Origin of the sequence: Lacinutrix gracilariae (genome assembly GCF_042684485.1) — a bacterium.
In the GTDB taxonomy this organism is placed as follows: domain Bacteria; phylum Bacteroidota; class Bacteroidia; order Flavobacteriales; family Flavobacteriaceae; genus Oceanihabitans; species Oceanihabitans gracilariae.
In genome coordinates, this window is sequence record NZ_JBHULM010000004.1 from 165,930 (window position 1) to 190,677 (window position 24,748).

General features: G+C 31.0%; 26 protein-coding genes and 1 tRNA gene. 9 read left to right on the forward strand and 18 right to left on the reverse strand.

Features of this window, described 5'->3' with window-relative positions; genetic code table 11:
* Positions 1-25: 25 nt before the first annotated feature.
* The 11 genes from dapB to ACFSSB_RS02625 form a co-directional block, all read right to left on the reverse strand.
* Complete coding sequence (dapB, locus tag ACFSSB_RS02575) at positions 26-724, reverse strand: 4-hydroxy-tetrahydrodipicolinate reductase (protein WP_379900640.1); 699 nt, start codon at positions 722-724, stop codon at positions 26-28.
* 3 nt (positions 725-727) lie between these two features.
* Positions 728-1,321, reverse strand: a complete 594-nt coding sequence (locus tag ACFSSB_RS02580) for a DUF5683 domain-containing protein (RefSeq protein WP_379900642.1) — start codon at positions 1,319-1,321, stop codon at positions 728-730.
* On the reverse strand, positions 1,311-2,216 hold the full coding sequence (locus ACFSSB_RS02585; RefSeq protein WP_379900644.1) for a ParB/RepB/Spo0J family partition protein: 906 nt from the start codon (positions 2,214-2,216) through the stop codon (positions 1,311-1,313). The genes ACFSSB_RS02580 and ACFSSB_RS02585 overlap by 11 nt, the downstream gene beginning before the upstream one ends.
* Positions 2,217-2,219: 3 nt before the next feature.
* Positions 2,220-2,984, reverse strand: a complete 765-nt coding sequence (locus tag ACFSSB_RS02590; protein WP_379900646.1) for a ParA family protein — start codon at positions 2,982-2,984, stop codon at positions 2,220-2,222.
* Between the two features lie 264 nt (positions 2,985-3,248).
* Positions 3,249-4,385 carry a hypothetical protein gene (locus ACFSSB_RS02595; RefSeq protein WP_379900648.1) on the reverse strand — a complete coding sequence of 379 codons (1,137 nt, stop codon included), beginning with the start codon at positions 4,383-4,385 and terminating at the stop codon, positions 3,249-3,251.
* A 333-nt stretch (positions 4,386-4,718) separates the two neighbouring features.
* Entirely contained in the window at positions 4,719-6,839 is a 2,121-nt protein-coding gene (gene scpA, locus ACFSSB_RS02600) for a methylmalonyl-CoA mutase (RefSeq protein ID WP_379900650.1), read from the reverse strand.
* A 9-nt stretch (positions 6,840-6,848) separates the two neighbouring features.
* The gene (locus ACFSSB_RS02605) at positions 6,849-7,514 is read right to left on the reverse strand and encodes a hypothetical protein (RefSeq protein WP_379900652.1); all 666 of its coding nucleotides are present in this window, start codon (positions 7,512-7,514) and stop codon (positions 6,849-6,851) included.
* Positions 7,515-7,517: 3 nt separating this feature from the next.
* Positions 7,518-8,885 carry a methylmalonyl-CoA mutase subunit beta gene (locus tag ACFSSB_RS02610; protein ID WP_379900654.1) on the reverse strand — a complete coding sequence of 456 codons (1,368 nt, stop codon included), beginning with the start codon at positions 8,883-8,885 and terminating at the stop codon, positions 7,518-7,520.
* Positions 8,878-9,180 (reverse strand): FtsB family cell division protein, encoded by a 303-nt coding sequence (locus ACFSSB_RS02615; RefSeq protein WP_379900656.1) that lies wholly within the window; start codon positions 9,178-9,180, stop codon positions 8,878-8,880. Before ACFSSB_RS02615 ends, ACFSSB_RS02610 begins: the two co-directional genes overlap by 8 nt.
* Positions 9,180-9,788: a uridine kinase gene (gene udk, locus ACFSSB_RS02620; RefSeq protein WP_379900658.1), complete on the reverse strand. Its 609-nt coding sequence runs from the start codon at positions 9,786-9,788 to the stop codon at positions 9,180-9,182. The genes ACFSSB_RS02615 and udk overlap by 1 nt, the downstream gene beginning before the upstream one ends.
* Before the next feature lie 35 nt (positions 9,789-9,823).
* Positions 9,824-10,930, reverse strand: coding sequence for a PQQ-dependent sugar dehydrogenase (locus tag ACFSSB_RS02625; RefSeq protein ID WP_379900660.1), 1,107 nt, complete (start codon positions 10,928-10,930; stop codon positions 9,824-9,826).
* A 97-nt stretch (positions 10,931-11,027) separates the two neighbouring features.
* Between ACFSSB_RS02625 and ACFSSB_RS02630 the strand changes: the two genes are divergently transcribed.
* Positions 11,028-11,102 (forward strand) — tRNA-Pro (locus tag ACFSSB_RS02630).
* Positions 11,103-11,151: 49 nt separating this feature from the next.
* On the opposite strand, the gene ACFSSB_RS02635 is transcribed toward ACFSSB_RS02630, so the two are convergent.
* Complete coding sequence (locus tag ACFSSB_RS02635) at positions 11,152-12,516, reverse strand: NAD-dependent succinate-semialdehyde dehydrogenase (RefSeq protein ID WP_379900662.1); 1,365 nt, start codon at positions 12,514-12,516, stop codon at positions 11,152-11,154.
* A gap of 163 nt (positions 12,517-12,679) precedes the next feature.
* Between ACFSSB_RS02635 and trxB the strand changes: the two genes are divergently transcribed.
* Positions 12,680-13,663, forward strand: a complete 984-nt coding sequence (trxB, locus tag ACFSSB_RS02640; protein ID WP_379900664.1) for a thioredoxin-disulfide reductase — start codon at positions 12,680-12,682, stop codon at positions 13,661-13,663.
* An 81-nt stretch (positions 13,664-13,744) separates the two neighbouring features.
* Here trxB and ACFSSB_RS02645 read toward each other — a convergent pair whose 3' ends face one another.
* From ACFSSB_RS02645 to ACFSSB_RS02660, 4 genes are all read right to left on the reverse strand, one after another.
* Positions 13,745-14,593, reverse strand: coding sequence for a GIN domain-containing protein (locus ACFSSB_RS02645; protein WP_379900666.1), 849 nt, complete (start codon positions 14,591-14,593; stop codon positions 13,745-13,747).
* A 279-nt stretch (positions 14,594-14,872) separates the two neighbouring features.
* Positions 14,873-16,687 (reverse strand): PspC domain-containing protein, encoded by a 1,815-nt coding sequence (locus ACFSSB_RS02650; RefSeq protein ID WP_379900668.1) that lies wholly within the window; start codon positions 16,685-16,687, stop codon positions 14,873-14,875.
* Positions 16,680-17,024 carry a PadR family transcriptional regulator gene (locus ACFSSB_RS02655; RefSeq protein WP_379900670.1) on the reverse strand — a complete coding sequence of 115 codons (345 nt, stop codon included), beginning with the start codon at positions 17,022-17,024 and terminating at the stop codon, positions 16,680-16,682. The genes ACFSSB_RS02650 and ACFSSB_RS02655 overlap by 8 nt, the downstream gene beginning before the upstream one ends.
* Positions 17,025-17,115: 91 nt before the next feature.
* Entirely contained in the window at positions 17,116-17,562 is a 447-nt protein-coding gene (locus tag ACFSSB_RS02660) for a DUF4870 domain-containing protein (protein ID WP_379900672.1), read from the reverse strand.
* Between the two features lie 144 nt (positions 17,563-17,706).
* On the opposite strand from ACFSSB_RS02660, the gene ACFSSB_RS02665 reads away from it, so the two are divergent.
* The 7 genes from ACFSSB_RS02665 (at position 17,707) to ACFSSB_RS02695 (ending at position 22,895) form a co-directional block, all read left to right on the forward strand.
* Complete coding sequence (locus ACFSSB_RS02665) at positions 17,707-18,168, forward strand: DUF4442 domain-containing protein (RefSeq protein ID WP_379900674.1); 462 nt, start codon at positions 17,707-17,709, stop codon at positions 18,166-18,168.
* 60 nt (positions 18,169-18,228) lie between these two features.
* Positions 18,229-19,029, forward strand: a complete 801-nt coding sequence (locus tag ACFSSB_RS02670) for a TIGR00266 family protein (RefSeq protein WP_379900676.1) — start codon at positions 18,229-18,231, stop codon at positions 19,027-19,029.
* 145 nt (positions 19,030-19,174) lie between these two features.
* Entirely contained in the window at positions 19,175-19,372 is a 198-nt protein-coding gene (locus ACFSSB_RS02675) for a hypothetical protein (protein WP_379900678.1), read from the forward strand.
* A 68-nt stretch (positions 19,373-19,440) separates the two neighbouring features.
* Positions 19,441-19,836, forward strand: coding sequence for a hypothetical protein (locus ACFSSB_RS02680; protein WP_379900680.1), 396 nt, complete (start codon positions 19,441-19,443; stop codon positions 19,834-19,836).
* Between the two features lie 170 nt (positions 19,837-20,006).
* Positions 20,007-20,810: an MbnP family protein gene (locus ACFSSB_RS02685; protein ID WP_379900683.1), complete on the forward strand. Its 804-nt coding sequence runs from the start codon at positions 20,007-20,009 to the stop codon at positions 20,808-20,810.
* 68 nt (positions 20,811-20,878) lie between these two features.
* On the forward strand, positions 20,879-21,925 hold the full coding sequence (locus tag ACFSSB_RS02690) for a cytochrome-c peroxidase (RefSeq protein WP_379900685.1): 1,047 nt from the start codon (positions 20,879-20,881) through the stop codon (positions 21,923-21,925).
* Positions 21,900-22,895, forward strand: coding sequence for a hypothetical protein (locus ACFSSB_RS02695; protein WP_379900687.1), 996 nt, complete (start codon positions 21,900-21,902; stop codon positions 22,893-22,895). The genes ACFSSB_RS02690 and ACFSSB_RS02695 overlap by 26 nt, the downstream gene beginning before the upstream one ends.
* 120 nt (positions 22,896-23,015) lie before the next feature.
* Here the strand turns inward: ACFSSB_RS02695 and ACFSSB_RS02700 are convergent, their stop codons facing one another.
* Both ACFSSB_RS02700 and ACFSSB_RS02705 read right to left on the reverse strand, forming a co-directional pair.
* On the reverse strand, positions 23,016-23,714 hold the full coding sequence (locus ACFSSB_RS02700) for a hypothetical protein (RefSeq protein WP_379900689.1): 699 nt from the start codon (positions 23,712-23,714) through the stop codon (positions 23,016-23,018).
* A 283-nt stretch (positions 23,715-23,997) separates the two neighbouring features.
* A complete protein-coding gene (locus tag ACFSSB_RS02705; protein ID WP_379900691.1) occupies positions 23,998-24,747 on the reverse strand; it encodes a YoaK family protein in 750 nt (249 codons plus the stop codon).
* Position 24,748: the final 1 nt, after the last annotated feature.

The following is a 24,748-nucleotide window of genomic DNA, read 5'->3' on the forward strand; positions in this document are numbered from 1 at the left end:
TTAAATGTTACAATTAAATAATTGGTTAACTAATATTTAACACGTCTTTCATGGTAAAAACGCCTGTTTTGCCATAAAGCCATTCTGCTGCTATTACAGCTCCAAGCGCAAAACCTTGTCTGTTGTGTGCTGTATGTGTTATATCTATAGTGTCTACATCACTTTTGTAGGTAATGCTGTGTGTACCAGGAACATCTTCTGTTCTTTTGGCAGTAATAGGCAATGCTTTTTCTTTTTCCTGCTCTAGACTCCAAGAATTATAGCTAGTATGTTCTTTAATAATATCATTAGCTAATGTAATTGCTGTTCCGCTAGGAGCATCTAGTTTTTGGGTATGATGAATTTCTTCCATAGACACTTTATAGTCTTTTAAAGTATTCATCATTTTGGCTAAGTAGCTATTTAGTTCAAAAAAAACATTAACCCCTAAACTAAAATTAGAAGCATAGATAAATGCTCCTTTTTTTTCTTGGCATAAAGCTACCGTTTTATCATAATCTTCTAACCAACCAGTGGTTCCAGAAATAACAGGAACGTTATTTTCTATACAATTAGAAATATTATTATAAGCAGCAGAAGGAGTACTAAAATCTATAGCAATATCTGCTTCGGTAATAGTATAATTATTGTTTTTTGCTTTTATAACAATAGTGTGGCCGCGTTGTAAAGCTATTTGCTCAATGGTTTTTCCCATTTTTCCGTAGCCAAGAAGTGCAATCTTCATTAGTTAAAATTTAAAATTAAGAGTGAGACCTAAATCTCCTGTATTGTCAAATTCGTTAATTTTATAATGTGGCATAAAAGTTAGGTTTTCATCTACATTAAATTGTAATAAATGGGCATCTACATTCGCCCAAACAATATTAAGTATATAAATTCCAGCAGTAACTAAAAGCGATAATTCTTTATTTCTTTGTAGTGTACTTTGTGCTTCTTGTAAACCATCATCTGAAATTGAGCCATAAAACTCATCATCTGTATAACCTGCTAATCTGCGTTTGTAGGCATCACGATAGCGATTGTAGGTATTTTGGTTGTCTAGATAAAAATACATTCCAGCACCTAATCCTGCATAAATAACAGGAACTTTCCAGTATTGCTTAAGGTGTATATGCCCTAAACCAGGTAAAATGGCAGAGTAAAAGGCAGCGCGAGCAGGAGTTAAAGGGTCTATGGTTTTACTTTGGTTTATTTCACCATCAATAATGATCCCTTCATCTGCAGCTTGTTGTTGTTCTTTATTGAGCTCTTTTTCTTGAGCTACAGTAAGAAAACTAAAACAAATGCTTAATACTATAGATATGAAAAGTTTATTTTTCACGTTGTACTAACTTTTTAATTCTATTAAAATCTTCTTCAGAATGAAAAGGAATTGTAATTTTTCCTTTACCATTACTAGAAACTTTAACGTCTATTTTATTACCAAAGTATTCAGAGAAATCTTGAATTCCTTTTTTAACAAACTTTGGCATTTCTGCTTTTGTTTTTTTAGGAACGTTTACTTCTTGGGTAGAATTATAGTTTCTTACAAGAGTTTCTGTATCTCTAACAGATAGTTTATTTTGTAATATTTTTTCGTAAATATCTAATTGAATAGATTGGTCTTCAATATTAATAATTGCACGACCATGACCCATAGATATAAATCCGTCACGCATTCCTGTTTGAATGATAGGATCTAGTTTTAATAAACGTAAATAATTAGCAATAGTAGATCTTTTTTTACCAACACGCTCACTCATTTGTTCTTGCGTTAATTGAATTTCATCAATAAGACGTTGGTAAGACAATGCAATTTCTATTGGGTCTAAATCTTGACGTTGAATGTTTTCTACCAAGGCCATTTCAAGGCTTTCTTGGTCGTTAGCAATACGTATGTATGCAGGAACTGTTTCTAATCCTATTAGTTTAGAAGCGCGAAAACGACGTTCACCAGAAACCAGTTGGTATTTTTCAAAGCCTAGTTTTCTAACTGTTATTGGTTGTATTACACCTAACTCTTTAATAGAAGAAGCAAGTTCACGAAGTGATTCTTCATTAAAATTAGTACGTGGTTGAAAGGGATTCATTTCAATGAATTCCAATTCTAATTCTACAATATTACCAATTACTTTATCTGCATTTTTATCTTCTGCATTTTGTATATCGTTGGTAGGATCTTTTAAAAGAGCAGAAAGCCCTCTACCTAAAGCTTGTTTCTTGGTTGCCTTCGCCATAAACTAAGAGTTTTTTGTAATAATTTCTTTTGCTAAACTTAAATAATTACTCGCTCCTTTACTAGCAGCATCATAATTAATGATGCTCTCTCCATAACTAGGAGCTTCACTTAAACGCACGTTACGTTGTATAATGGTTTTAAAAACCATATCGTTAAAATGCTTTTGCACTTCTTCTACCACTTGATTAGATAATCTTAAACGCGAATCATACATGGTAAGTAGTAAGCCTTCAATATCTAGTTCTGGGTTATGAATTTTTTGTACACTTTTTATAGTGTTTAATAATTTACCTAAACCTTCTAATGCAAAATATTCGCATTGAATAGGAATAATAACAGCATCTGCAGTGGTAAGTGCATTTAAAGTTAATAAACCAAGAGAAGGAGCACAGTCAATTAATATATAATCGTAATCGTCTTTTATTTCCTGTATTGCGTTTTTAAGCATATACTCTCTAGACTCTTTATCTACAAGCTCAATTTCAATTGCAACAAGATCAATATGTGCAGGAATAATATCAAGATTAGGAGTTTCTGTTTTAACAATGGCTTCTTTAGCAGTGTTTGTATGTTCTAAAAGTTGGTATGTACCAATTTCTACCGTTTCTACATCAATACCAAGACCAGAAGTCGCATTGGCTTGTGGATCTGCATCTATAAGGAGTACTTTTTTTTCAAGTACACCTAGTGAAGCTGCTAAATTTATAGAGGTTGTTGTTTTACCTACACCACCTTTTTGATTAGCAATTGCTATTATTTTACCCATTAATTTAATTTGGTTATTTGTTTGTGAAACCGTTTTAATTTTTTGGCATAGGCTGTAATGCTTGGTTTTGCTTTAATTTTTAGTCTTTTATTTGTTTCTAATTTTATTATAAAACGCAAAAAGCCCTCTTTTTAAAACAAAATTTTTGCTTTTAATTTTATCCTAAAAACCAAAATTGATTCACCGTAAAAATACGATTATTTATGGGTTTATAAAATGGAAGTTGTTAACAGTTGGTTAAAAGTAAATACTTGTAATTATTTCTTAAAAATAATAGGATACTCTTAAGTTAATTCCTGATAAATTGTAGTTGGGATAATCTTCTTCTAAATTACGATAAGATTCTAATCCTAATTTTGTTTTAGGAATATAAGAAAGGTTAACATTAAATTTTTCATCTAAGATATTAACTAAAACACCAGCATTAATATTGAACATAAGTTCTGTATATCCTTTATAATTTACACCTGAAGCTCCTGAGGTTTCTGGTTTAATATTTATAAAACTACCATTGTTGATTAATAAACCTCCAGCTACACCAATGTAAGGGTTTGTTTTACTTTCTGGATCTAAAAACAAATAATTTACACCAAGAAGAGTTTCTATATATCCATGTTTAACACTTGTGTTTTTATTATCTGCAAAAAAATCATTTTCTTTACTAAACATGTAGTTTAATGTAAAGCTATAGTTTAGTTTTCTTTTTAAAATATTTGGTTTAAAAGTTATTATTGCACCAAGCTGGAACAAACTATAATTTTCTTTATGGTTTACATAAGCTCCATTATAATCCATGCTTAAAAATGAATTTCCTATAGTAATACCTAAATCAACGATCTCACCTGGTTTGTTGGCTTCTATTATGGCTTTTTCAGAAACCGTAGATGTAGTTTCAAGGTTACATGCGTTGTAGCTTTTTATTACTTTTTTTAGATTAGAAACTCTCATGGTGTAAAAGTTATCATGAATGTAATTTTGTGTAGCTTGACATTTATTTACATACACTCCTAAAATTCCAGCATCAAAAACACTAAAAGTATAACCGTTTTTTTCTTTAAAAGGTATTTCTGATAGCTCATAATCTAAGCTTTCTATAAAGTATTTGTTTTTACTTTTATATAAAGACATGTTATCATTTTCTATAATGCTTTCAAAAGCAAAATACTTAAGACCAAATCTTTTAACTACATATTTTTTCTTTTTACTAATAATAGTAGTTAAAGTGTTTACGTTAATGTTATTGTTGTCTTTTGTAATGATTTCATTATAAAACCCATACTTATCTGCTTTTAATTTACCTTCTATACTAGTAGTAGTACCATTTGTATAGGTGATTTTTAAATTTTGACTAAAAGATTGTGTTGCAAAAAATAAAAGAAAAGCGAATAATAATTGTTTCATAATAAGGGGTTTGATTGTTTTTTTTAAGAAGCCAAATGTATTTTTTTTATTTTAAATACACAAAATAAATAGTAAGAAAAAAAGGACAAAATGTTTGTGAAACCACTGGTTTTAATGGTTTTAATTGTTGCGTTATTTAAAAAAAAAAAAACACTTGTTTATGATTTTTTATTTTACCATAAACTAGGTGTGTCTTATTTGTATTAGCATCAAAATTATTTACATACCAATAGCATCGTTTTTTTACTACAGATAATCGTAAGGAAGTATTTAAACCTGTGCTATACGAATTGTTATAGGAAGTAAATGAAATTTTGTTTAGAGTTTGTAGTATTAATCAATCAATATCTCTAATATTTGAATAGCAGCGTCACTAATTTTAGTACCAGGACCAAATACAGCTACTGCACCAGCATCAAATAAATATTGATAGTCTTGTTTAGGAATTACACCACCAACAATAACCATGATGTCTTCACGACCATATTTTTTAAGTTCTTCAATAACTTGCGGAACAAGTGTTTTATGTCCTGCTGCTAACGAAGATACACCAAGAATGTGTACATCATTTTCTACTGCTTGTTTTGCAGCTTCTTGTGGTGTTTGAAAAAGTGGTCCTATATCTACATCAAAACCAACATCTGCATAACCTGTAGCAACTACTTTTGCACCACGATCATGACCATCTTGTCCCATTTTTGCAATCATAATTCGTGGACGTCTACCATCTTGTTCTGCAAACTTATCTGCAAGTTCTTTTGCTTTTGCAAAAGATTTATCGTCTTTAATTTCTTTACTATACACGCCAGAAAAGGATTTTATTTGTGCTTTATATCTGCCAAATTCGGCTTCTAAAGCATCGCTAATTTCACCTAAAGTAGCTCTTTCTCGAGCTGCAATTACTGCTAAAGCTAGTAAATTATTTTCACCTGTTTTAGCTGCTTTAGTTAAATTAGCTAAAGCTTGGTTTACTTTTTCTGTATTTCTTTCGGCTTTAATTTTATTTAAACCTTCTATTTGTTGTAAACGTACGGTTTGGTTGTCTACCTCTAAAGTTGCAATGGCATCTTCTTCTTCCAGTCTGTATTGATTTACACCAACAATAATATCTTGACCAGAGTCTATACGTGCTTGTTTACGTGCAGCAGCTTCTTCAATACGTATTTTTGGTATTCCAGCTTCAATAGCTTTTGTCATACCACCAAGTTCTTCTACTTCTTCAATTAAAGACCATGCTTTTTGTGCAATATCTTGAGTTAGTTTTTCAACATAATAACTTCCTGCCCAGGGGTCTACTGTTTTTGTTATGTTGGTTTCTTCTTGTAAAAATATTTGGGTATTTCTTGCAATACGAGCAGAAAAATCTGTTGGTAATGCAATGGCTTCATCTAAAGCATTGGTATGTAGAGATTGCGTACCACCAAAAGCAGCAGCAGCAGCTTCTATGGTTGTTCTAGCTACGTTGTTAAAAGGATCTTGTTCTGTTAAGCTCCATCCAGAAGTTTGGCAATGTGTACGTAAGGCTAAAGATTTTTCGTTTTTAGGATTGAATTGTTTTACTAATTTAGCCCAAAGCATTCTTGCAGCTCGCATTTTGGCAATTTCCATAAAGTGGTTCATACCAATAGCCCAAAAGAATGAAAGTCTAGGAGCAAAGGTGTCAATATCCATTCCTGCAGCTAAGCCTTTACGTATGTATTCTAAACCATCTGCCAAAGTATATGCTAATTCAATATCACAAGTGGCTCCTGCTTCTTGCATGTGGTATCCAGAAATACTAATGCTATTAAACTTAGGCATGTTCTTACTTGTGTATTCAAAAATATCTGAAATAATTTTCATGGATGGTGTAGGAGGAAAGATATAGGTGTTACGCACCATAAACTCTTTTAAGATATCATTTTGAATGGTACCTGCAAGTTGTTCTGGTTGTACTCCTTGTTCTTCAGCAGCAACAATATAAAATGCCATGATGGGTAAAACAGCACCATTCATAGTCATAGAAACACTCATTTTATCTAAAGGAATCTGGTTAAAGAGTACTTTCATATCTTCAACAGAGTCAATAGCTACTCCTGCTTTACCAACGTCACCAACAACGCGTTCATGGTCTGAGTCATAGCCTCTATGTGTTGCTAAATCAAAAGCTACAGAGAGTCCTTTTTGTCCTGCTTTTAAATTACGTCTGTAAAAAGCGTTACTTTCTTCTGCGGTAGAAAATCCTGCATATTGCCTAATAGTCCATGGTCTTCTTACATACATTGTAGAATATGGTCCGCGAAGATTTGGTGCAAGACCAGCAACAAAATTAAGGTGTTCTACATCTTGTATATCTTCTTTACTGTAATTAGATTTTACAATAATATCTTCGGCTGTTTTAAAAAGGGTATTAGCTTCTGGCTTTTGGCTTTTAGCTTCCTTTTTTAACGTAATATGTTGAATGTTCTTGCGCATGAATCGAGTTTATTGTTTTCTTGGACGCTTATTAAAATCTACTTTTTTATTATTATCTACATTGATTTTTGTTTGCGTTTTAGCAGTTTCTGTTCTGTTAAAATCTACATTAGTAAAATCTGTTTTTAATATTTCTGCATAGAAATATTCTAAAGCAACATACATGGATAAATAGTTGTCTGCTTGTATTCTGTGAATTTTTGTTTGTAAAGCAGGCTTAAATAGCTCTTTTTTAAGGCTATTAGTAGAAACTAAAGCTTTAAACGTAGTTTTAATATCGTCTTTATTCATGTTTTCTGCAATACAAGGAATTAAAGGATTGCTATAATTTACACCTTTTTCTGCTATAAATCCAGCATCTTTTAAGGCAGTTGCTAAATCTACAGAATGTTTAGAGGCATATTTTGTAACGTCTGTTTTTCTGGTCATAGCTTGTTTTGCAAAAAAATTATAAGCACGATTTTCGTTAAGTTGTTTCTTATCAAAATGCGCTACAATATCTTTTTCAAAAGAGTATAAAGCCTCATTTAGTAATTTGTTATCTGTATCAGGACAAGTAATTACTGGTGTTTTTTCGGCAAATTGATAATCTGTAAATGAAGGTTGTTCTTTTTTGCAGCTTAAAAAGTTGAAAGTTAAGATTACTACTAAAAGTTTAATACTAATTTTTTTCATGGTTTAATTTGTTAAATTTTCGGTTTTTAATCTTTCTTGTTCTAAGTTTTCAGCCAATCTTTTTTCAATAATTGGTTGTATTAAAGTTTTTCTAATATTTGTTTTTACAAAAGGAAAGAGTTCTAAATCGTCTTTCATTTTATCGTTTTCATTAGGATGTTTATTGGTCCCTAATAAAACAATTTCTCCTGCATCAAATTGCTCTTGTTCTTTAGCTGCACTTTCTTTTATTTTTCGTTGGATAGTGCCTTCTTTTAATTGGTTTAAGAATCCTCCATTAGATTCTATGTCTTTAAATAATTCTAAGGCTTTTTCTGCTAGTTGATTGGTTAACGTTTCTATGTAATAAGAGCCTTCTGAAGCGTTTTCTACCACATCAAAATAGCTTTCGTGCTTTAAAATTAACAATTGATTTCTTGCAATACGTTCGCCAAACTCATTGTCTTTATGGTAAATGGCATCATAAGCTAAATTGCAAATAGTATCTGCTTCACCAAGAATAGCACTCATGCATTCTGTAGTGGTACGTAGCAGGTTTGTATTATAATCATAAATAGTTTTGTTGCGTTTTGTTGGTGTAACAAAAATATTACAATTGGCTTCTGTATTGTATTCTTTAACTAGGCTATGAAACAGTAAGCGTAAAGCGCGAAGTTTAGCAATTTCAAAAAAGTAATTGGTATTTACTGTTGCGTAAAAAGTAACTTGTAGTGTTTGTTTTTCTGTACTTTCTAGATGATTTAAATACTCATTTGTGTGAGCTAAAGCATAAGCCAACTGTTGTGTAATAGTTGCTCCTGCATTTTGGTATAGGTCTATATTTACACTAAAACTTTTGGTGTTTTTTACAATAGCATCAAACTGTTGGTGGTCTTCTTTTAAGTTTGTAAACCAATTTCCTGTTTTGGCAAGATTACCAATAATATCTGTGTTAATGTGTATTCCTGCTTTAGTAGGAAGTAACGAAAGTGTTTTTACAAAATCGGCATCTAAAAACTGCAAATTAAAATATAAGGTAGTTTTATCTAGATCTATATTTTTTAGTAAATCACTTAGTATAATAGTGTTGTTAGGAAGTGTAAATTGAATACTTTCTGCACCACGTTCTATAGCATCTGTTGCTTTTTTATTGCTTAATGCTACATCTTGAACAAAAATAGATTGGCAGATAGACCATTTTTGCGAATTAGAAATACTAGTAAAAGGTTCCTTAAATCCATCTGCATGATAAAACGGTTTTACATCAATGCCTTCATTGGTTTTCCAGATTAAGGTATCATTATAATCTGCTCCTTTAAGGTCTGCTTGTATTTTTTGTTTCCACTGTTTTGATGATACTCTTTCAAAATCATTAAATAATTTTTTAGTCATCTGTATTGTTTTTTAAACTGTCTTCGTATTCAATAATATAAATTTCTTCCTTATCACGTTTCATGTAATACGCTTCACGTGCAAATTTTTCAAGACCTTCGTCTGTACTTAATTTTTCTAGTTCTTTATTATCTTTTTCAATTTCTTTAAGGTAGAAATCTTTTTCGTCTTCTAGATCGTTAATATCATTATTTAATTCGTTGTGAATGAGTAATGAATTTGCATCAAAAAACAGCATCCAAATGGCGAATATTGTAAATATAATAAGGAATATGTTTTTAAAATACTTTAGCATTAACTAATTCTTTCGTTTATAATGGTTTTAACTATATCTACAGCAACAGTATTGTACTTGTTGTTAGGTATAATAATGTCTGCATACTCTTTCATTGGTTCAATAAATTGTTGATGCATTGGTTTTAGTGTGGTTTGGTAACGCGTTAATACTTCGTCTAAATCTCTACCACGTTCTGCAATATCACGTTTTAATCTACGTATTAAACGTTCATCACTATCTGCATGAACAAATATTTTAATATCAAACATGTCTCTTAATTCACGATTGGTAAGTATTAAAATACCTTCAACAATCATTACTTTTCTAGGCATGGTGCGTATAGTGTCACCAGTTCTGTTATGCTTTACAAAAGAATATACAGGTTGGTCTACAGGTATTCCGTCTTTTAATTCTTTTAAATGTTTAGCTATTAAATCGAAATCAATACTTCTAGGATGGTCAAAATTTATATTGGTTCTTTCGTCAAGGGTTAGGTGAGAGGTATCTTTATAATAATGATCTTGTGATATTACACCAACTTCTCCTTCTGGTAATTCGTTAAGTATTTGGTCTACAACGGTTGTTTTACCGCAACCAGTTCCACCTGCAATTCCTATAATAAGCATTTATGTTTTTTTTGATTTGATAGGCAAATTTAAGATTATTTCTTCGGAATTATTTTAACTATTCCAACATTTTCTATTCCAACGTAAATATAACCATCTGGACCTTGACAAACACTACGAACTCTGCCTAAATCATTTAATAATCTTTCTTCAAACACTACTTTATTGTTTTCAAGAACACATCTATCTAAATACTGAAATTTTAAAGAACCAACCAATAAATTGTCTTTCCAATTAGGATAGATGTTGCTTGTTATAAACTCCATTCCGCTTGGTGCTATTGAAGGACTCCAATAATGAATGGGCTGTTCCATACCTGGTAATTTTGTTTTATTAGTGATTTTTGTACCATGATAGTTAATGCCATAGGTTATTTTTGGCCATCCGTAATTTTTACCAGATTCAATAATATTAATTTCATCTCCACCACGAGGACCATGCTCATGAATCCATATTTTACCTGTAATAGGATGTTTTATCATGCCTTGCGGATTTCTATGACCATAAGAATAAATTGCCTTTTTAGCATTTGGCGTATTCACAAAAGGATTATCTATAGGAATGGTGCCATCATCATGTAAGCGATAAATTTTTCCGCCATCGCGAGTAATATCTTGAGGGTTTATATCGCGTTCTCCACGTTCACCAATAGAAAAATATAAGTAGCCAGCATTGTCAAATGCTATTCTGGAACCAAAATGTTGCCCAGCAGTAGTATTTGGTAAGGCTTTATAGAGTACTTCTTGATGTACAAGTTTGTTTTCTTTTAGTTTTGCTCGCAGGATAGAAGTATGTGCTCCTTGGTTTTCATCATTAGAAGAAGCATAAGAAATATACAGCCAACCGTTGTTTTTGTAATCTGGATGTAGTGCAATATCCATTAAACCTCCTTGACCTAATACTTTAATTTCTGGTAAATTAGAAACCGTTGTTTTAGCGCCTTCTTTAAAAAGAATCATTTTTCCAGATTTTTCATTAATTAAAATGGAGCCATCTGGAAGAAATACAAATCCCCAAGGAATTTTTAAATCAGGAACAATAATTTCATAAGTATGCTCTGTATTTACAGGGTTTTTGTCTTGTGCGCAAGAGTAAAAACTAATAGAGATTAGTGTGGTTAAAAGAAAAAAAAGATGCTTCATAAGTACTAATTAAAAATTATTTACAATTTATTTTTATTTGCGGCTTGTTTTTAAATAAAAATTATATATTTGCAGTCCTTAAATGATAATACATTTTCGGGGTGTAGCGTAGCCCGGTTATCGCGCCACGTTTGGGACGTGGAGGCCGCAGGTTCGAATCCTGCCACCCCGACTTTTAAAGCTCAACTTTTTAGTTGAGCTTTTTTTATACACCTACTTTTTTATTTGTTGATATACACTGTTTTAACATTTACAAACTCGTGTATTCCTTCTACAGATAATTCTCTACCATAACCAGAAGCTTTTGTGCCACCAAAAGGTAATCTTGGATCCGATTTTACCATTTCGTTTATAAAAAAGGCACCATCAGGTATTTTAGAAATATGTTCTGTTGCTGTTTCTGTATCTTCGGTAAATAGCATAGTACCTAAACCAAATTTAGAATTTGTAGCAAGCTCTAATGCTTCTTCTATATTTTTTACTTTAAAAATAGGAGCTACTGGTCCAAAGGTCTCTTCGGTAAATACAGCCATATCTTTAGTAACCTCTGTTAGTATTGTTGGAGCAAAGTAAGCTTTGTCTCTTTGGTTACCTAAAACAACTTTGGCTCCTTTTTGTATAGCGTCATCTACTTGCTTTTGTATATCTGTGGCAAGATCTTCTCTAGCAAGAGTTGCTATTTCTGTTTCTTCGTTTAGCGGGTTGCTATATTTTAGTGTTTTAACTTTAGCGGTAAATTTATCAACAAATGCATCATAGATATTTTCAGTAACAATAAAACGTTTTGCGGCAATACAACTTTGCCCTGTGTTTAGCATTCTTGCTTTTACTATAGTATCTATATATTTATTTAAATTGGCATCATCTAAAACAATACATGCATTATTACCACCTAATTCTAAAACAGCTTTTTTAAGGTGCTGTCCAGCAACTTTAGCAATGCTTCTTCCTGCTTTTTCACTTCCTGTTAATGAAACTGCTTTAACAATAGGATCTTCTAAAACCTTTTCTATAACCTTGTGATTGGTTACTAAGGTTTGAAAGCATCCAGGATTAAAACCAGCATCTTCAAAAATAGTTTGTAATGCTAAGGCGCATCCTGTAACGTTAGAAGCGTGTTTAACTACAACCGTATTTCCTGCAGCTAGCGTAGGAATGGCAAAACGTAAAACTTGCCAAAACGGAAAGTTCCAAGGCATAATAGCCAATATAACACCCAAAGGATCATAACTTATAAAGCTTTCTTGTGCATCTGTTTTAATGATTTGATCGGCTAAAAATTCTTCGGCATTAGTGGTGTAAAAATCACACAGAAAGATACATTTATTAATTTCTGCTCTACTTTCTTGAATGGGTTTTCCCATTTCAAGTGTAATTAACTTGCTTAATGGTTCTAGGCGTTCTTCTAAAATATTTCCAACATTAATTAGTAATTGGGTTCTGTGTTCTATGTCTTCATTTTTCCAATCGTTAAAAGCCTTATCTGCCATTTTTAATTTTGAAAATACCTGCGTTTCGGTTTCTAAGGTATAGGTTTCAATTAGTTCTTGATTGTAAGGGTTAATGGATTTTATGGTGTTTGACATGATTATAAGTTTTAAAAATTACTACTAAGTTACTAGATAAGATTTTTATTACAGAAGGTTTGTTATAAGAAAATCTAATATTGATATTATAACTGTTGATAACTTAAGTGTTAGGTTTCTATCAAAAATCCTACTTTTGTATAGATAATAAGATACTAAAATTATGTCTGATACAATAGAAAAAGTAAAATGCTTAATTATAGGTTCTGGACCTGCAGGTTATACTGCAGCAATTTATGCAGCCAGAGCTAATATGAAACCTGTTCTTTATCAAGGAACACAACCTGGAGGACAATTAACTACTACCAATGAAGTAGAGAATTTTCCTGGTTATCCTGAAGGAATTACAGGGCCAGAAATGATGATGCAACTACAAAAACAAGCAGAACGTTTTGAAACAGATGTTCGTGATGGTTGGGTAACTAAAGTAGATTTCTCTGGTGATGTACATAAAGTATGGGTAAATGAAACTAAAGAAATTCATTGTGATACGGTAATAATATCTACAGGAGCTTCTGCTAAATATTTAGGTTTAGATTCTGAACAAAAATATTTAAAACTTGGTGGAGGTGTTTCTGCTTGTGCTGTTTGTGATGGATTTTTCTACAGAAACCAAGAAGTAGTAATTGTTGGAGCAGGAGATAGCGCTTGTGAAGAAGCACATTACTTATCTAAGCTTTGTAAAAAAGTAACGATGCTAGTAAGACGTGATGAGTTTAGAGCGTCTAAAATTATGGCTACTCGTGTTGCAAATACTGAAAATATTGAAATACTATTTAACACAGAAACGGATGAAGTTTTAGGTGACGGACAAGTAGTAACTGGTGTTAGAGTAGTAAACAATAAAACCAATGAAAAACATGAAATTCCTGCAACAGGATTTTTTGTAGCTATAGGACACAAGCCAAATACAGATATTTTTAAAGGTTATTTAGACTTAGATGAAACGGGTTATATTATTCATGCTAAACCAGGAACATCTAAAACCAATGTAGAAGGTGTTTTTGTATCTGGAGATGCAGCAGACCATGTGTATAGACAAGCAATTACTGCAGCAGGAACAGGTTGTATGGCTGCTTTAGACGCAGAACGTTACTTGGCAGCAAAAGATGCTGAGTTTGAAGTAAGTACTTCTAACTACAACTAAACTGTAGTATAAATAAATATAAAAAGTGCCTAGTGTTATATATAATACTAGGCACTTTTTTATTGTAAAAAGGAATTGTTGTTATAATTCTTTTTTATGTAGAGTAGCAGTGTTTTTAAAAGCATTAATGGTAATTTTTGGGTTACCATATAAATAAACCTCACTACTACCAGAGGTGTTTAAAGTTAAATCGCGTAGTACATGTATAGTAGCATCACTAGAATCTTCTGTTGTTAAATTACAAGTGTTTACTGTTAGGTTTTTAGCAGAAAAGTTTGATGAATTTATTGCTGTTAAATCTAAATGTTCTATTTCTCCTTCAATTTTAGTAAATGCACTTTGGTACATATATAGTTTTAAACTGTCTGTTTCTATTAAAGCTTCGGTTTTACTATTTTCATTAAGTTCTATATTAACTTTATCGCTTTCAATATTTAATTTAGATTTAGAACTAAAACCAAAATTAGATTTGTTATTGTTTGTAAGGGTAAAGTTTTTGTTTTTAATGTTTAAAAAGGCTTTGGCGTAATCGTTAATTTTTAATTCTAAAGAATCGTTTTTTAATGTGTTTGCAGCACTAAGTTCTGCATCCTCATTAATTTCTATATAGCGAAGTGATTTTGTAATATTAACAACAATGTTTAATCTTTTACTAGATTGAATTTTTGCTAAGGTGCTAAAGCTTAAAACACTGTCTTTAACCGAAAACTGAATGATTTCGTGTAAATTTTCATCTGTTTCAATTTCTACAGAAGCGGCATCACTTTGAATAAGTTCTATCTCAAATTTTTCGCCAAAAGTTATGGTGTTAAAATCGTCTATCATTGTTTGTACAGTAGTAACAATTTTATTTCCCTTTACTTTTTCTTGTGCAAAACTTGTACTAGCTGTAATAGCAATACATAGTGTTAAAACCCAATTTTTCAACATTTGTTTTCTGGTTAATTATTATCTACAAATATATACAAAAACCATCCTAAACCTGATTTTAAGTTTAGAATGGTTTTTTTTAGCAGATATCTAGTCTGCATAATTTGGTTGGTTTTAATTTTTTGTTAGAAAAGTACATCTAACAACATTGTAATTATTGTGTTTACTAAATAGAACATAACGGTTTGTTTTTTAATTGATTAATGATTCAAATATTATATTTTTTGTTAGTGATTAATAACTTAAATACCTGAACTGTTTATTTTTAAGGATGCGTTGTTATTCTTCTTCTTGGTTTATTTGAATACCATCTTCATCTATATGCACTTTTACTTCATCTGTATTTGCACGAACACCATTTTTGTTGATTTTTACATTAGAATCTTCCGTTTTAATTTCTAAGCCATCGTTATTAATGTTAATGCTTCCTTTTTCATCATTTACATTTATTTTAACTTTATACTCTTCTTCGGCTTCTTTTTCGGTACAATCTAAACAAACAGCTTCATCATTTTTTATTTTTAATAACTGTCCAGCATCTTTATAAGTAACAAGGTTGTTGCTTGATGTGTAGTGGTTTAAAAAAGATCTTGTGTTTTTATTTAAATGTATTACCATACCTTCTGGCACATACAGTATTAAAATAACTTCTTGATCACTAAATTTGTTTATAGCATTGGTTGTTAAATATTTGTCTAGTTCTACAGTATTATTCACTATAGTGTAGTTGTAATTTATGTTTTCAGCACGTTCTTTAGCAGACTGAAAACTTCTACCATCTGCTGTTTTTTCAACATGTAAGCTTACTAAAGTGTCTTCTGTGGACTTAATAACCAATTCTATATCTGAAGAATAAATATGTTTTTCATCATTATCTCCATATACAATCTGAAAAGAGTTACCATTTTTATGCATGCTTTTGTTGTATGCATTATTGTCTATCATTTTAATACTTAAGGTATCATTAGTAGTAATAGAATATTCCATTTTTTCATTTACAGTAGCATCAAAAGCGTGTTCTGTTGCTTGTGTAATACCAATAATGATAAGACCTATTATAGATACAAACCATAAACCAAGTAGTGAATATTTGGCAATATTACCTATAGATTTTAGGTTGTTGATTAAAATCTTTAACCCTAAATAAAAGATAAAGAAAAACGGAATTCCTACAGCAAATAAAGCTAATAATGATACTAACCAAACAGGAGTTCCTGCCGCATTTGCTGTGTCTACAAGATCAAATCCAGGAACGTTTATAGCGTCTGAAATACCAACGGTAAACATGGCTATTATTAACCCAATTAATGTGGAAGCACCAATAAAGATTAAGAAAACACCTATGCATTTTGCTACTATTTTTAACAAAAACATAAAAACGTTTCCTATAGTGTCAAAGAACGATGTAGATGTAGATTTTAAGGAGTTACTTTTTTTTTTGAAATCTACATTTTTAGCAGCATCACTAACTGAGTCTGATACATTTTTAGCTACATCTGTAACTGTATCTGTAACCGTTGTTATGCCATCTTTAATCTTTTTTTCAATATTACTAATGTTTACAGGTTCTCCTTTCATCATTAGCTTATCACTTGTAGTAACGGCTTCTGGAAGTAAGATCCATAATAATATATATAGTAATACACCTGTTCCTGCACCAAAGATTAATAGAATCCAAATAAGTCTAATCCATATGGCATCAATACCAAAATAATGTGCTAATCCTGCAGAAACACCACCAACATAAGAGTTGTCTGTATCTCTAAAAAGTTTTCTTGATGCTGTTTTATTGGTAGTATATTGCTTAGGTTCATCTTCAAATATCTCATCATCTACAATATAATCTTCAGGTTGTCCCATGATGGTGATTACATCATCTACTTCTTTAATACCAATTACTTGTTTATCATGTTTAACGCGTTCGTTAAAAAGTTCAGCTATTCTTGCTTCTATATCCGAAATAATTTCAGAACGACCTTGAGAGTCTGTAAACGAACGTTTAATAGCCTCCAAATAGCGTTGTAGTTTTAAGTATGCATCTTCATCTATATGAAAAAATATACCTGCTAAATTTATGTTGACTGTTTTATTCATTTTTTGTTGATTTTTGACTTGTTACTATATTAACTGCGTTTTGTAATTCATTCCAAGTAGCGGTTAATTCATTGAGAAAAAGTTTTCCAGTTTCTGTTAAACCATAATATTTTCTTGGAGGTCCTGAGGTAGATTCTTCCCATCTATAATTAAGAAGTCCTGCGTTTTTTAATCTAGTTAGTAATGGGTAAATAGTACCTTCTACTACTAGTAGTTTTGCGTCTTTTAATGTTCCTAGAATTTCTGCAACATACGCATCATCGTCTTTTAAGACAGAGAGTATGCAGTATTCTAAAACACCTTTTCGCATTTGTGCTTTTGTGTTTTCTATCTTCATAGTTTCCTTTTAATTTTATTATAACTGTTCATTTTTGATGGTTTTGATGAATGATTAAATTATTGGTAACGAGTGATTAGTTCGCGTGTTATTATTTTAAAAAAGGGATGGTTAATGGGTAGTTAAACATTTCACCTTCTCTTGCAGTTAAACTTGCTTTAATAATAAAAACAAGCTCTAGTAAAAATGCTATAATGGCAAATCCTGCAAAAGCTCCTCCTAGATATAATAAAGGAGAAGGCTTGTCTAAGTTTATACTTATGTTTTCAAATGCATTAATACTTATAAAGTCTATCTGTTTAAAAATATTAAAAATGAAAAACGGAACCGTTAATAATCCTATTACTATGCTATACAGTAAAATACTTATTTGAAAATTTATGGCTTGCTTACCATGTGCATCTATAAATGCCGATTTATCCTTGTTGGTAACCCAAAGTATTATTGGTCCTAGAAAGTTTCCAAAAGGAATTATAAATCTAGAAAAGGTAGATAAATGTATAAAAGTTGCAATGTTTTTTTGATGGTTACTCTCCATGATTTAAAAGTATATAATAGTTTCTTATACAAATATATGTCTTTAAAAAGGTATTATGTTACGCATAGTACTAAAAATTAACATAATTTTAACAAATTGATTTGTCAAAATTTTTCAATAGTTTTGAAGAAACTTACATATATTATGAAGCTAACACCTAAAAAGATAAATACTTTTAACCTACTAAAATTACCATCTGTTTTTTTTACAGGAATTCGCGTAAAGACTATAACAGATACTTCTTGTACTGCAACAGTAAAGCACAGATGGATAAATCAAAACCCTTTTAAGTCAATGTTTTGGGCAGTTCAAGGTATGGCTGCAGAATTAACTACAGGCGCATTAATGCTGATGAAAATTAAAGAAAGCGGAAAGAATATTTCTATGCTTGTAGCTAATAATAATGCTACATTCACAAAAAAGGCAACTGGTAGAATTACATTTACTTGTACAGATGGAAATAAAATAGATGCTGCTATTACAAAAGCAATAGAGACAGGTGAAGGGCAAACGGTTTGGATGCAATCTATAGGAACCAACACAGATGGAGTAGAGGTTTCTGTTTTTAATTTTGAGTGGAGTATTAAAGTGAAGCAAAAAAAATAATTTGTAACAAATTTTAAAACCAAGCAACTCATAAGCATAGTAATAAAAAATCATAAAAAAATGACAGCACACGAGATAGATTACAAAATATATGGCGAAGAAATGCAATACGTTGAAATTGAATTAGACCCTCAAGAAGGTGTTGTTGCAGAGTCTGGTAGTTTTATGATGATGGATGATGGTATAAGTATGGAAACCATTTTTGGGGATGGATCACAAAAAGATACTGGTTTTTTAGGAAAAATATTAGGAGCAGGAAAGCGTATACTTACAGGCGAAAGTTTATTTATGACTGCCTTTTATAATAATTTGGTAGGTAAAAGAAAAGTGAGTTTTGCTTCTCCTTACCCAGGAAAAATTATTCCTATAGATTTAACCGAGTTTGGCGGAAAGTTTATTTGCCAAAAAGATGCTTTTTTATGTGCAGCAAAAGGAGTGAGTGTTGGCATTGAGTTTAGTAAAAAACTAGGTCGTGGTTTGTTTGGTGGCGAAGGTTTTATCATGCAAAAACTAGAAGGTGATGGTATGGCTTTTGTGCATGCAGGAGGTACTATGGCTAAAAAAGAATTACAAGCAGGAGAAACTCTACGTGTAGATACAGGTTGTATTGTAGGTTTTGATCAAACGGTACATTATGATATTGAGTTTGTTGGTGGAATAAAAAATACGGTTTTTGGTGGTGAAGGTCTTTTCTTTGCTAAACTAGAAGGTCCAGGAACTGTTTTTGTACAATCTTTACCTTTTAGCAGATTAGCAGGAAGAGTATTGGCTAGTGCACCAAGAGCAGGAGGAAATAACAAAGGAGAAGGCAGTATTCTAGGAGGAATTGGCGATTTACTAGATGGTGATAATAGGTTTTAGTAAAGGCTTTTGTTTGTTAATTTTTTGTTTAAATAGAAATACCAATTGGTTTTTTTAGTATATTTAATCAAACTAAAAAACATAGCTTATAAAACAAATCTACTTTTTATTTAAAACTAAACTTAATTAATACTATATTAATATTATGGCAAGAGCAATGTTTGAGTACACCAAAACGGTACTCAATAAAGTGAGTTTTGATGCTGCGTTGTTTTGTAAAGAAGTACAAAAAGCGGTTCAAAGATTACTACCTTATGAGCTAGAAGAATTAAGAATCTTTATTCAGTCGCTTGTACAGCAAAACCCACAGTTAAATCAATGTTTAATCTATTTAAAAGAATAAAAAAAAGCGACTTTCAAGTCGCTTTTTTTTATGAATTAATTTAAATTGTTTTTTACAATACTCTATATTTGCAAAAAATAATTAAGCTGAAAAAAGTATTTTTATATATAGTATTTATAGCATTTGCCTTAAAGCCAATGTATTATGTAGGTCAAGTACTTTACTATGAGCTTAATGTAGATTATATAGTAGAAACCTATTGTATTAATACCGATAAACCAGAACTAAAATGTAATGGTAAATGTCATTTAGCAAAACAACTACAATCTGTTTCTAATGATACCAAAAGTAGCGATGCAATTTCTAGTTTAATAGAAGCATTTTCTTTTGTTTATTTTAATGAGTATCCTTCCGTAGTATTTCGTCCTGATTTCTTAATAGAAGGAAACGAAAAATCTATTTTTCACAATCAAAACTATACTTATAATTTCGCGTATAGTCCTTTTAAACCTCCAATGGTATAATTTTATTTTTTAGAATATAGGCTTTTTGGCCTGTACCAAAATTGCTTTTAATTATTATTTAAGCACATTTCAGTGTATCTGTAATGTAGCTAGTTACTTGTATTGTATGGTAACAATAATAATAGAGGCTTGGTACGCAACATCAATACATAAAATTTAAAATTATAACAATGAAATTATTAAAATATACATTTGCTTTATTATTAAGCGTAACAGTGGCATCATGTTCTACAGATAATGATGATAACAGTTCTGAAGACTTATCAGGACAAACAGGAGAATTAACTTTAAAATTTGATAATGGTGTAGGAGATCAAGATTTTATCTTTGGTACTTCTTATAACAAATCTAATAACGAATCTTTTAAACTAGAAACATTAAAATACATTGTAAGTAATGTAAGATTTACAGATAGTGAAGGTAATGTTTTTATGTACCCAACAGAAGAAAATGCATTTATTATAAATGAATTAGATGGTAATACAGCAGGTGAAATTTATGTAACATTAAATGATGTAGATGCAGCAGATTATGTTTCTGTAACCTTTGGTATTGGTATAGACCAAGATCGTTTTTTATTAGGAGCAGAAGGTCAAGGTGCTTTTTTAGACGAAGCTTCAGAAGAAGGTATGCTATGGAGTTGGGCTACTGGTTATAGATTTGTTAGACTTGATGGTACATATTCTTCAGATACAGTAACAGATGAGCCTGTAAACATTCATATGGGAAGTGTTGGTACTTCATTAGATAACTATCGTGAGGTGACTTTACCTTTTCCTAATACTGTTTTAGTTAGAGAAACTACAACTCCAGAAGTTCATATTAAAGCAGATATTGCTAAAGTATTTGATGGTACAACAACTGTAAACTTTGCAGATGGTTATGATCAAGTACATACAGATAATGTAGAAACGCCAATTATTGCAGATAACGTTAGCGGAATGTTCTCTGTACACCACGTACACAACGATTAATTATAATTATAAATATAAATTCAAGGAAAGTAAATTGCTTTCCTTGAATTTTAATAAAATAACTATTTATGAAAAAGTATAGCCTTTTATTAATAGGATGCTTACTCATTTTTTCGTGTACTAAAGAATCTAATACTGTAGCGTATGAAGCAATTCCGTTAGAAGTAGAGTTGCCAGATAATTTTCCGGATATGGTCTATAATTTAGACAATAATCCTGTTACAGAAGCAGGTTTTGAACTAGGTAAAGATTTGTTTTATGAAGGAAAACTATCTGTAAATGACGCTATTCCTTGTGCTTTTTGTCATGAACAAGCTTTTGCATTTACACATCATGGACACAATTTAAGTCATGGTGTAAATGGAGGAGTAGGTTTTAGAAATGCACAACCCATACAAAACTTAGCATACCAAACCTCTTTTATGTGGAATGGTGCAGCTTCGCATTTAGATTTACAACCTATTTTACCCATTACAGCAGAAGTAGAAATGGGAGAAACTTTAAGTAATGTTATTTCTAAATTAAGTGCAGATTCACAGTACCAAGAAAAATTTGCAAGAGCTTTTGAAGATGGTGAAGTAAGTACCGAAAATATGCTTAAAGCACTATCACAGTTTATGGTAATGATGGTTTCTTCTAACTCTAAATACGATAAGTATGTGAGACAAGAAGACAATGTTACCTTAACAACTATAGAGCTAGACGGATTAAATACCTTTCAAGAAAAATGTGCAACATGCCATGCAACAGATTTGTTTACCGATCATACTTTTAGAAATAATGGCTTACCAGTAAATCCTTTATTAAATGATACAGGTCGTTATGAGGTTCTTGAAGATCCTAATGATTTATACAAGTTTAAAGTACCAAGTTTAAGAAATGTTGAGGTTTCTGGTCCTTATATGCATGATGGTAGGTTTGCTACTCTTGAAGTGGTTTTAGATTTTTATGATGCTGGAGCAGTAGATAATGGCAACGTGGATCCTTTACTTTTAAGAGAAGACGCTAGCTATGGTATAACGCTTAGTGATTACGAAAAAGAAAGTTTAATAGCTTTCTTAAAAACATTAACAGACAACGAATATTTAAATGATGAACGTTTCTCAGAATATTAAAACAAGAATTATAATACTTGTAACCGTGTTATTACAAACAGGTTTTATACATGCACATAGCATAGAAAAACCATGTAATAATCACGAACCTTTTAAGGTTTTATGTGATTTATGTGGTTGCTCAACTAGTAGCGGAAGCTTTGGTTTTGGTACCTTAAGCAATGCTAATTTTATTGGTGTACGTTATATATATCAAAATTTTGAATCTAAAAACGGAATTTTTGAAAACTCACCAACAAGTAAAGAGTCTTTTAATACCTACCAATTATGGGCGCAAATACCAATTAATAAGTCTTTTTATGTTAGTGCAAATTTGCCTTATCAAGATTTAACAAGAGATTTTAATAACGTGAAAGAAAACATTAATGGCTTAGGAGATGCAAGTGTTATTGGTTGGTACAAACTACCATTTTATAAAAAACGCGATGCTGATAAAGTAGATTTTAATGCAGAAAGAGAAGCTTCAGGACATTCTTTACAATTTGGTTTAGGTATTAAATTACCAACAGGTACGTTTGAAGAAAGACTTGCAGATAATATAAATCCTGGTTTTCAAGTAGGAACAGGAAGTGTAGATGGTATTTTTTCGCTAGGTTATAATTATGGTGGAGACAAATACGGAGTAAATACGCTGTTTAGCTATTATTTAAAAGGCGAAAATAAAAACGATTATCAATTTGGTAACCAGTTTAGTTATGCAACCAATTTATACCGATCTTTTTCAACCGAAAAAATGAATATTATGCCATTTGTTGGTGTTTCAGGTGATGTGTATGATAAGATTACACAGTATGGTGAAACTTTAGCAGATACAGACGGAAGCATTTTTAATGCATCTATAGGTTCTGAACTAGCCATTGAAAAATTTATTTTTGGTGCTAGTTATACCTTACCCGTAAGTCAAAGCTTATTTGGTGATAATGTAGAGTCTAAGCAACGTGTTTCTGTATATGTAAATTTTGCATTATAGTACTGTTAGCCTTTACTAAGGACCATGTATAAAAAAAAACAGATTGCAAAAGCAATCTGTTTTTTTTATAACTTTTATTTAAAGTAAAAGTCTTAAAAATAGCATGTAGTTACAGGAAGGTTAATTCATTTCAGGATCAGACCTTAGTACTCCAGAATTTGTATGTACATTTCCTACTTCAGTAATAACAACACCTTCAGGTCCTGCCATTTGCCAATGTGGCGATTCTGCTTTAGCTAAAGAAGCAAAGTCTCCTTCGTTTGCCTCTATAATATGATTGGTAGTTACTTTACCATCCCAATGGCTTTTTGGCACTACAACTTGCGGAAATTGATTGCGATTGTTTTCGCCAACACCAACAATATAGCTTTTACCATGTCTTACTAGCCAACCTTCCATTTTTACAGGATTGCCTTCTGCAGCAAAATGCATGTGTTCTCCTAGCATTTGGTTTGGTAATAAAAAGATATCCATTAGCATATATTTATCTTCTTTGTTGTTTACAAACATTACAGAAGCTAAACCTAATTCGGCATAATTCCCTTTGTTATAATCGGTAAGCCATATTTTTTCTCTTAATCCTTCAAAAACAGGATAATTATGGTATTCTAGCATTTCTATTAATGCATCTTTTGCTTTTTCTTTTAAAAAATTACCTTCTGCATCATAAAATTGCTCATTGGTAAATTTTAGTTCTTTTTTCACCTCTTTTTTAATTTCTTGTTTGGCTTCTATTACTATGTTTTTTTTGGTTTTTTTTGTGCAACTAGTAAAAATAATACCGCTAAATAGAATACTTAATAAAAATAGTTTTTTCATAAAATGCTTTTAATTTAAAGATAGATTTAGCTTTAAATATAGCGTAATGACAACTGTATTTATCATACTTGTTGTGTTTTTTAGCCATTTTTAATAATTAATTATACAAGGCTAGTTATATTTTTAATCTTTAAAAATTTTAAGGAAAATAAAGTTATTTTGATAATCTGTTACCGAAGCATTTTTCTGGTTTTGCTATATTCCTATTACAAAAAAGAACTACCAAGTGACACTCAAAGCTATTGTAAATTGTAGTAAGAAGCTTGTGTTTTGTAGCAATGATTTAAGGAGTTTTGTGTGTGGTTTTTTTTCGGTATTTTCTTTTGGTTCTAATCAAACCATATCTTAAATCGTCAAAAATTAAACTTATAAATAAAATAATGGCTCCAATAGTAAGCGTGTTTAATTTTAGGCCTATTCTTGAATAAAGAAAACCTCCTGTTAATCCGCCAAGAAAGAAAAAACAAATAATATATATTCTTAGCTTTATGGTGGATTTTAGTTTTTCTTTTTGCGGAAAAGATTGCGGAAAAAATAATTGAGAAAGTTCTATTCCTAAATCTGTAAAAAGTCCTGTAAGGTGTGTGGTTCTTACTATAGCATTCGAAATTTTTGTAACAAATGAGTTTTGAAGTCCCATAGCAAAAAGCAATAGGCAAACCACTGCATCTGGATATTTTATTTCCATAAAATTACTAAAGGTTGCAATGCTAATTAAAATTACGCACTCAATAATTGTAGGTACTACAAAAACATTAAGCTTTTTGTTTTCTCTATATTTTTCAATTAAAAAACCTGAAACAAAAGAACCAAAGAGAAACGAAAAAATATACAGAAAATAAATGGTTCCTATCCAAAAGTCAAAATTAGCAACATCACTAATAAAAAGAGCAAAGTGGCCAGTAACATTTGTGGTTAATTGTTTAAAGGCTAAATAGCCAGTAACATTAACTATACCAGCTACAAAAGACAAAATTGTAGCAATTTTGAGGTTGTGCTTTAAAGTTCTGCTTTTGCCTTGGTGTCTAAACATT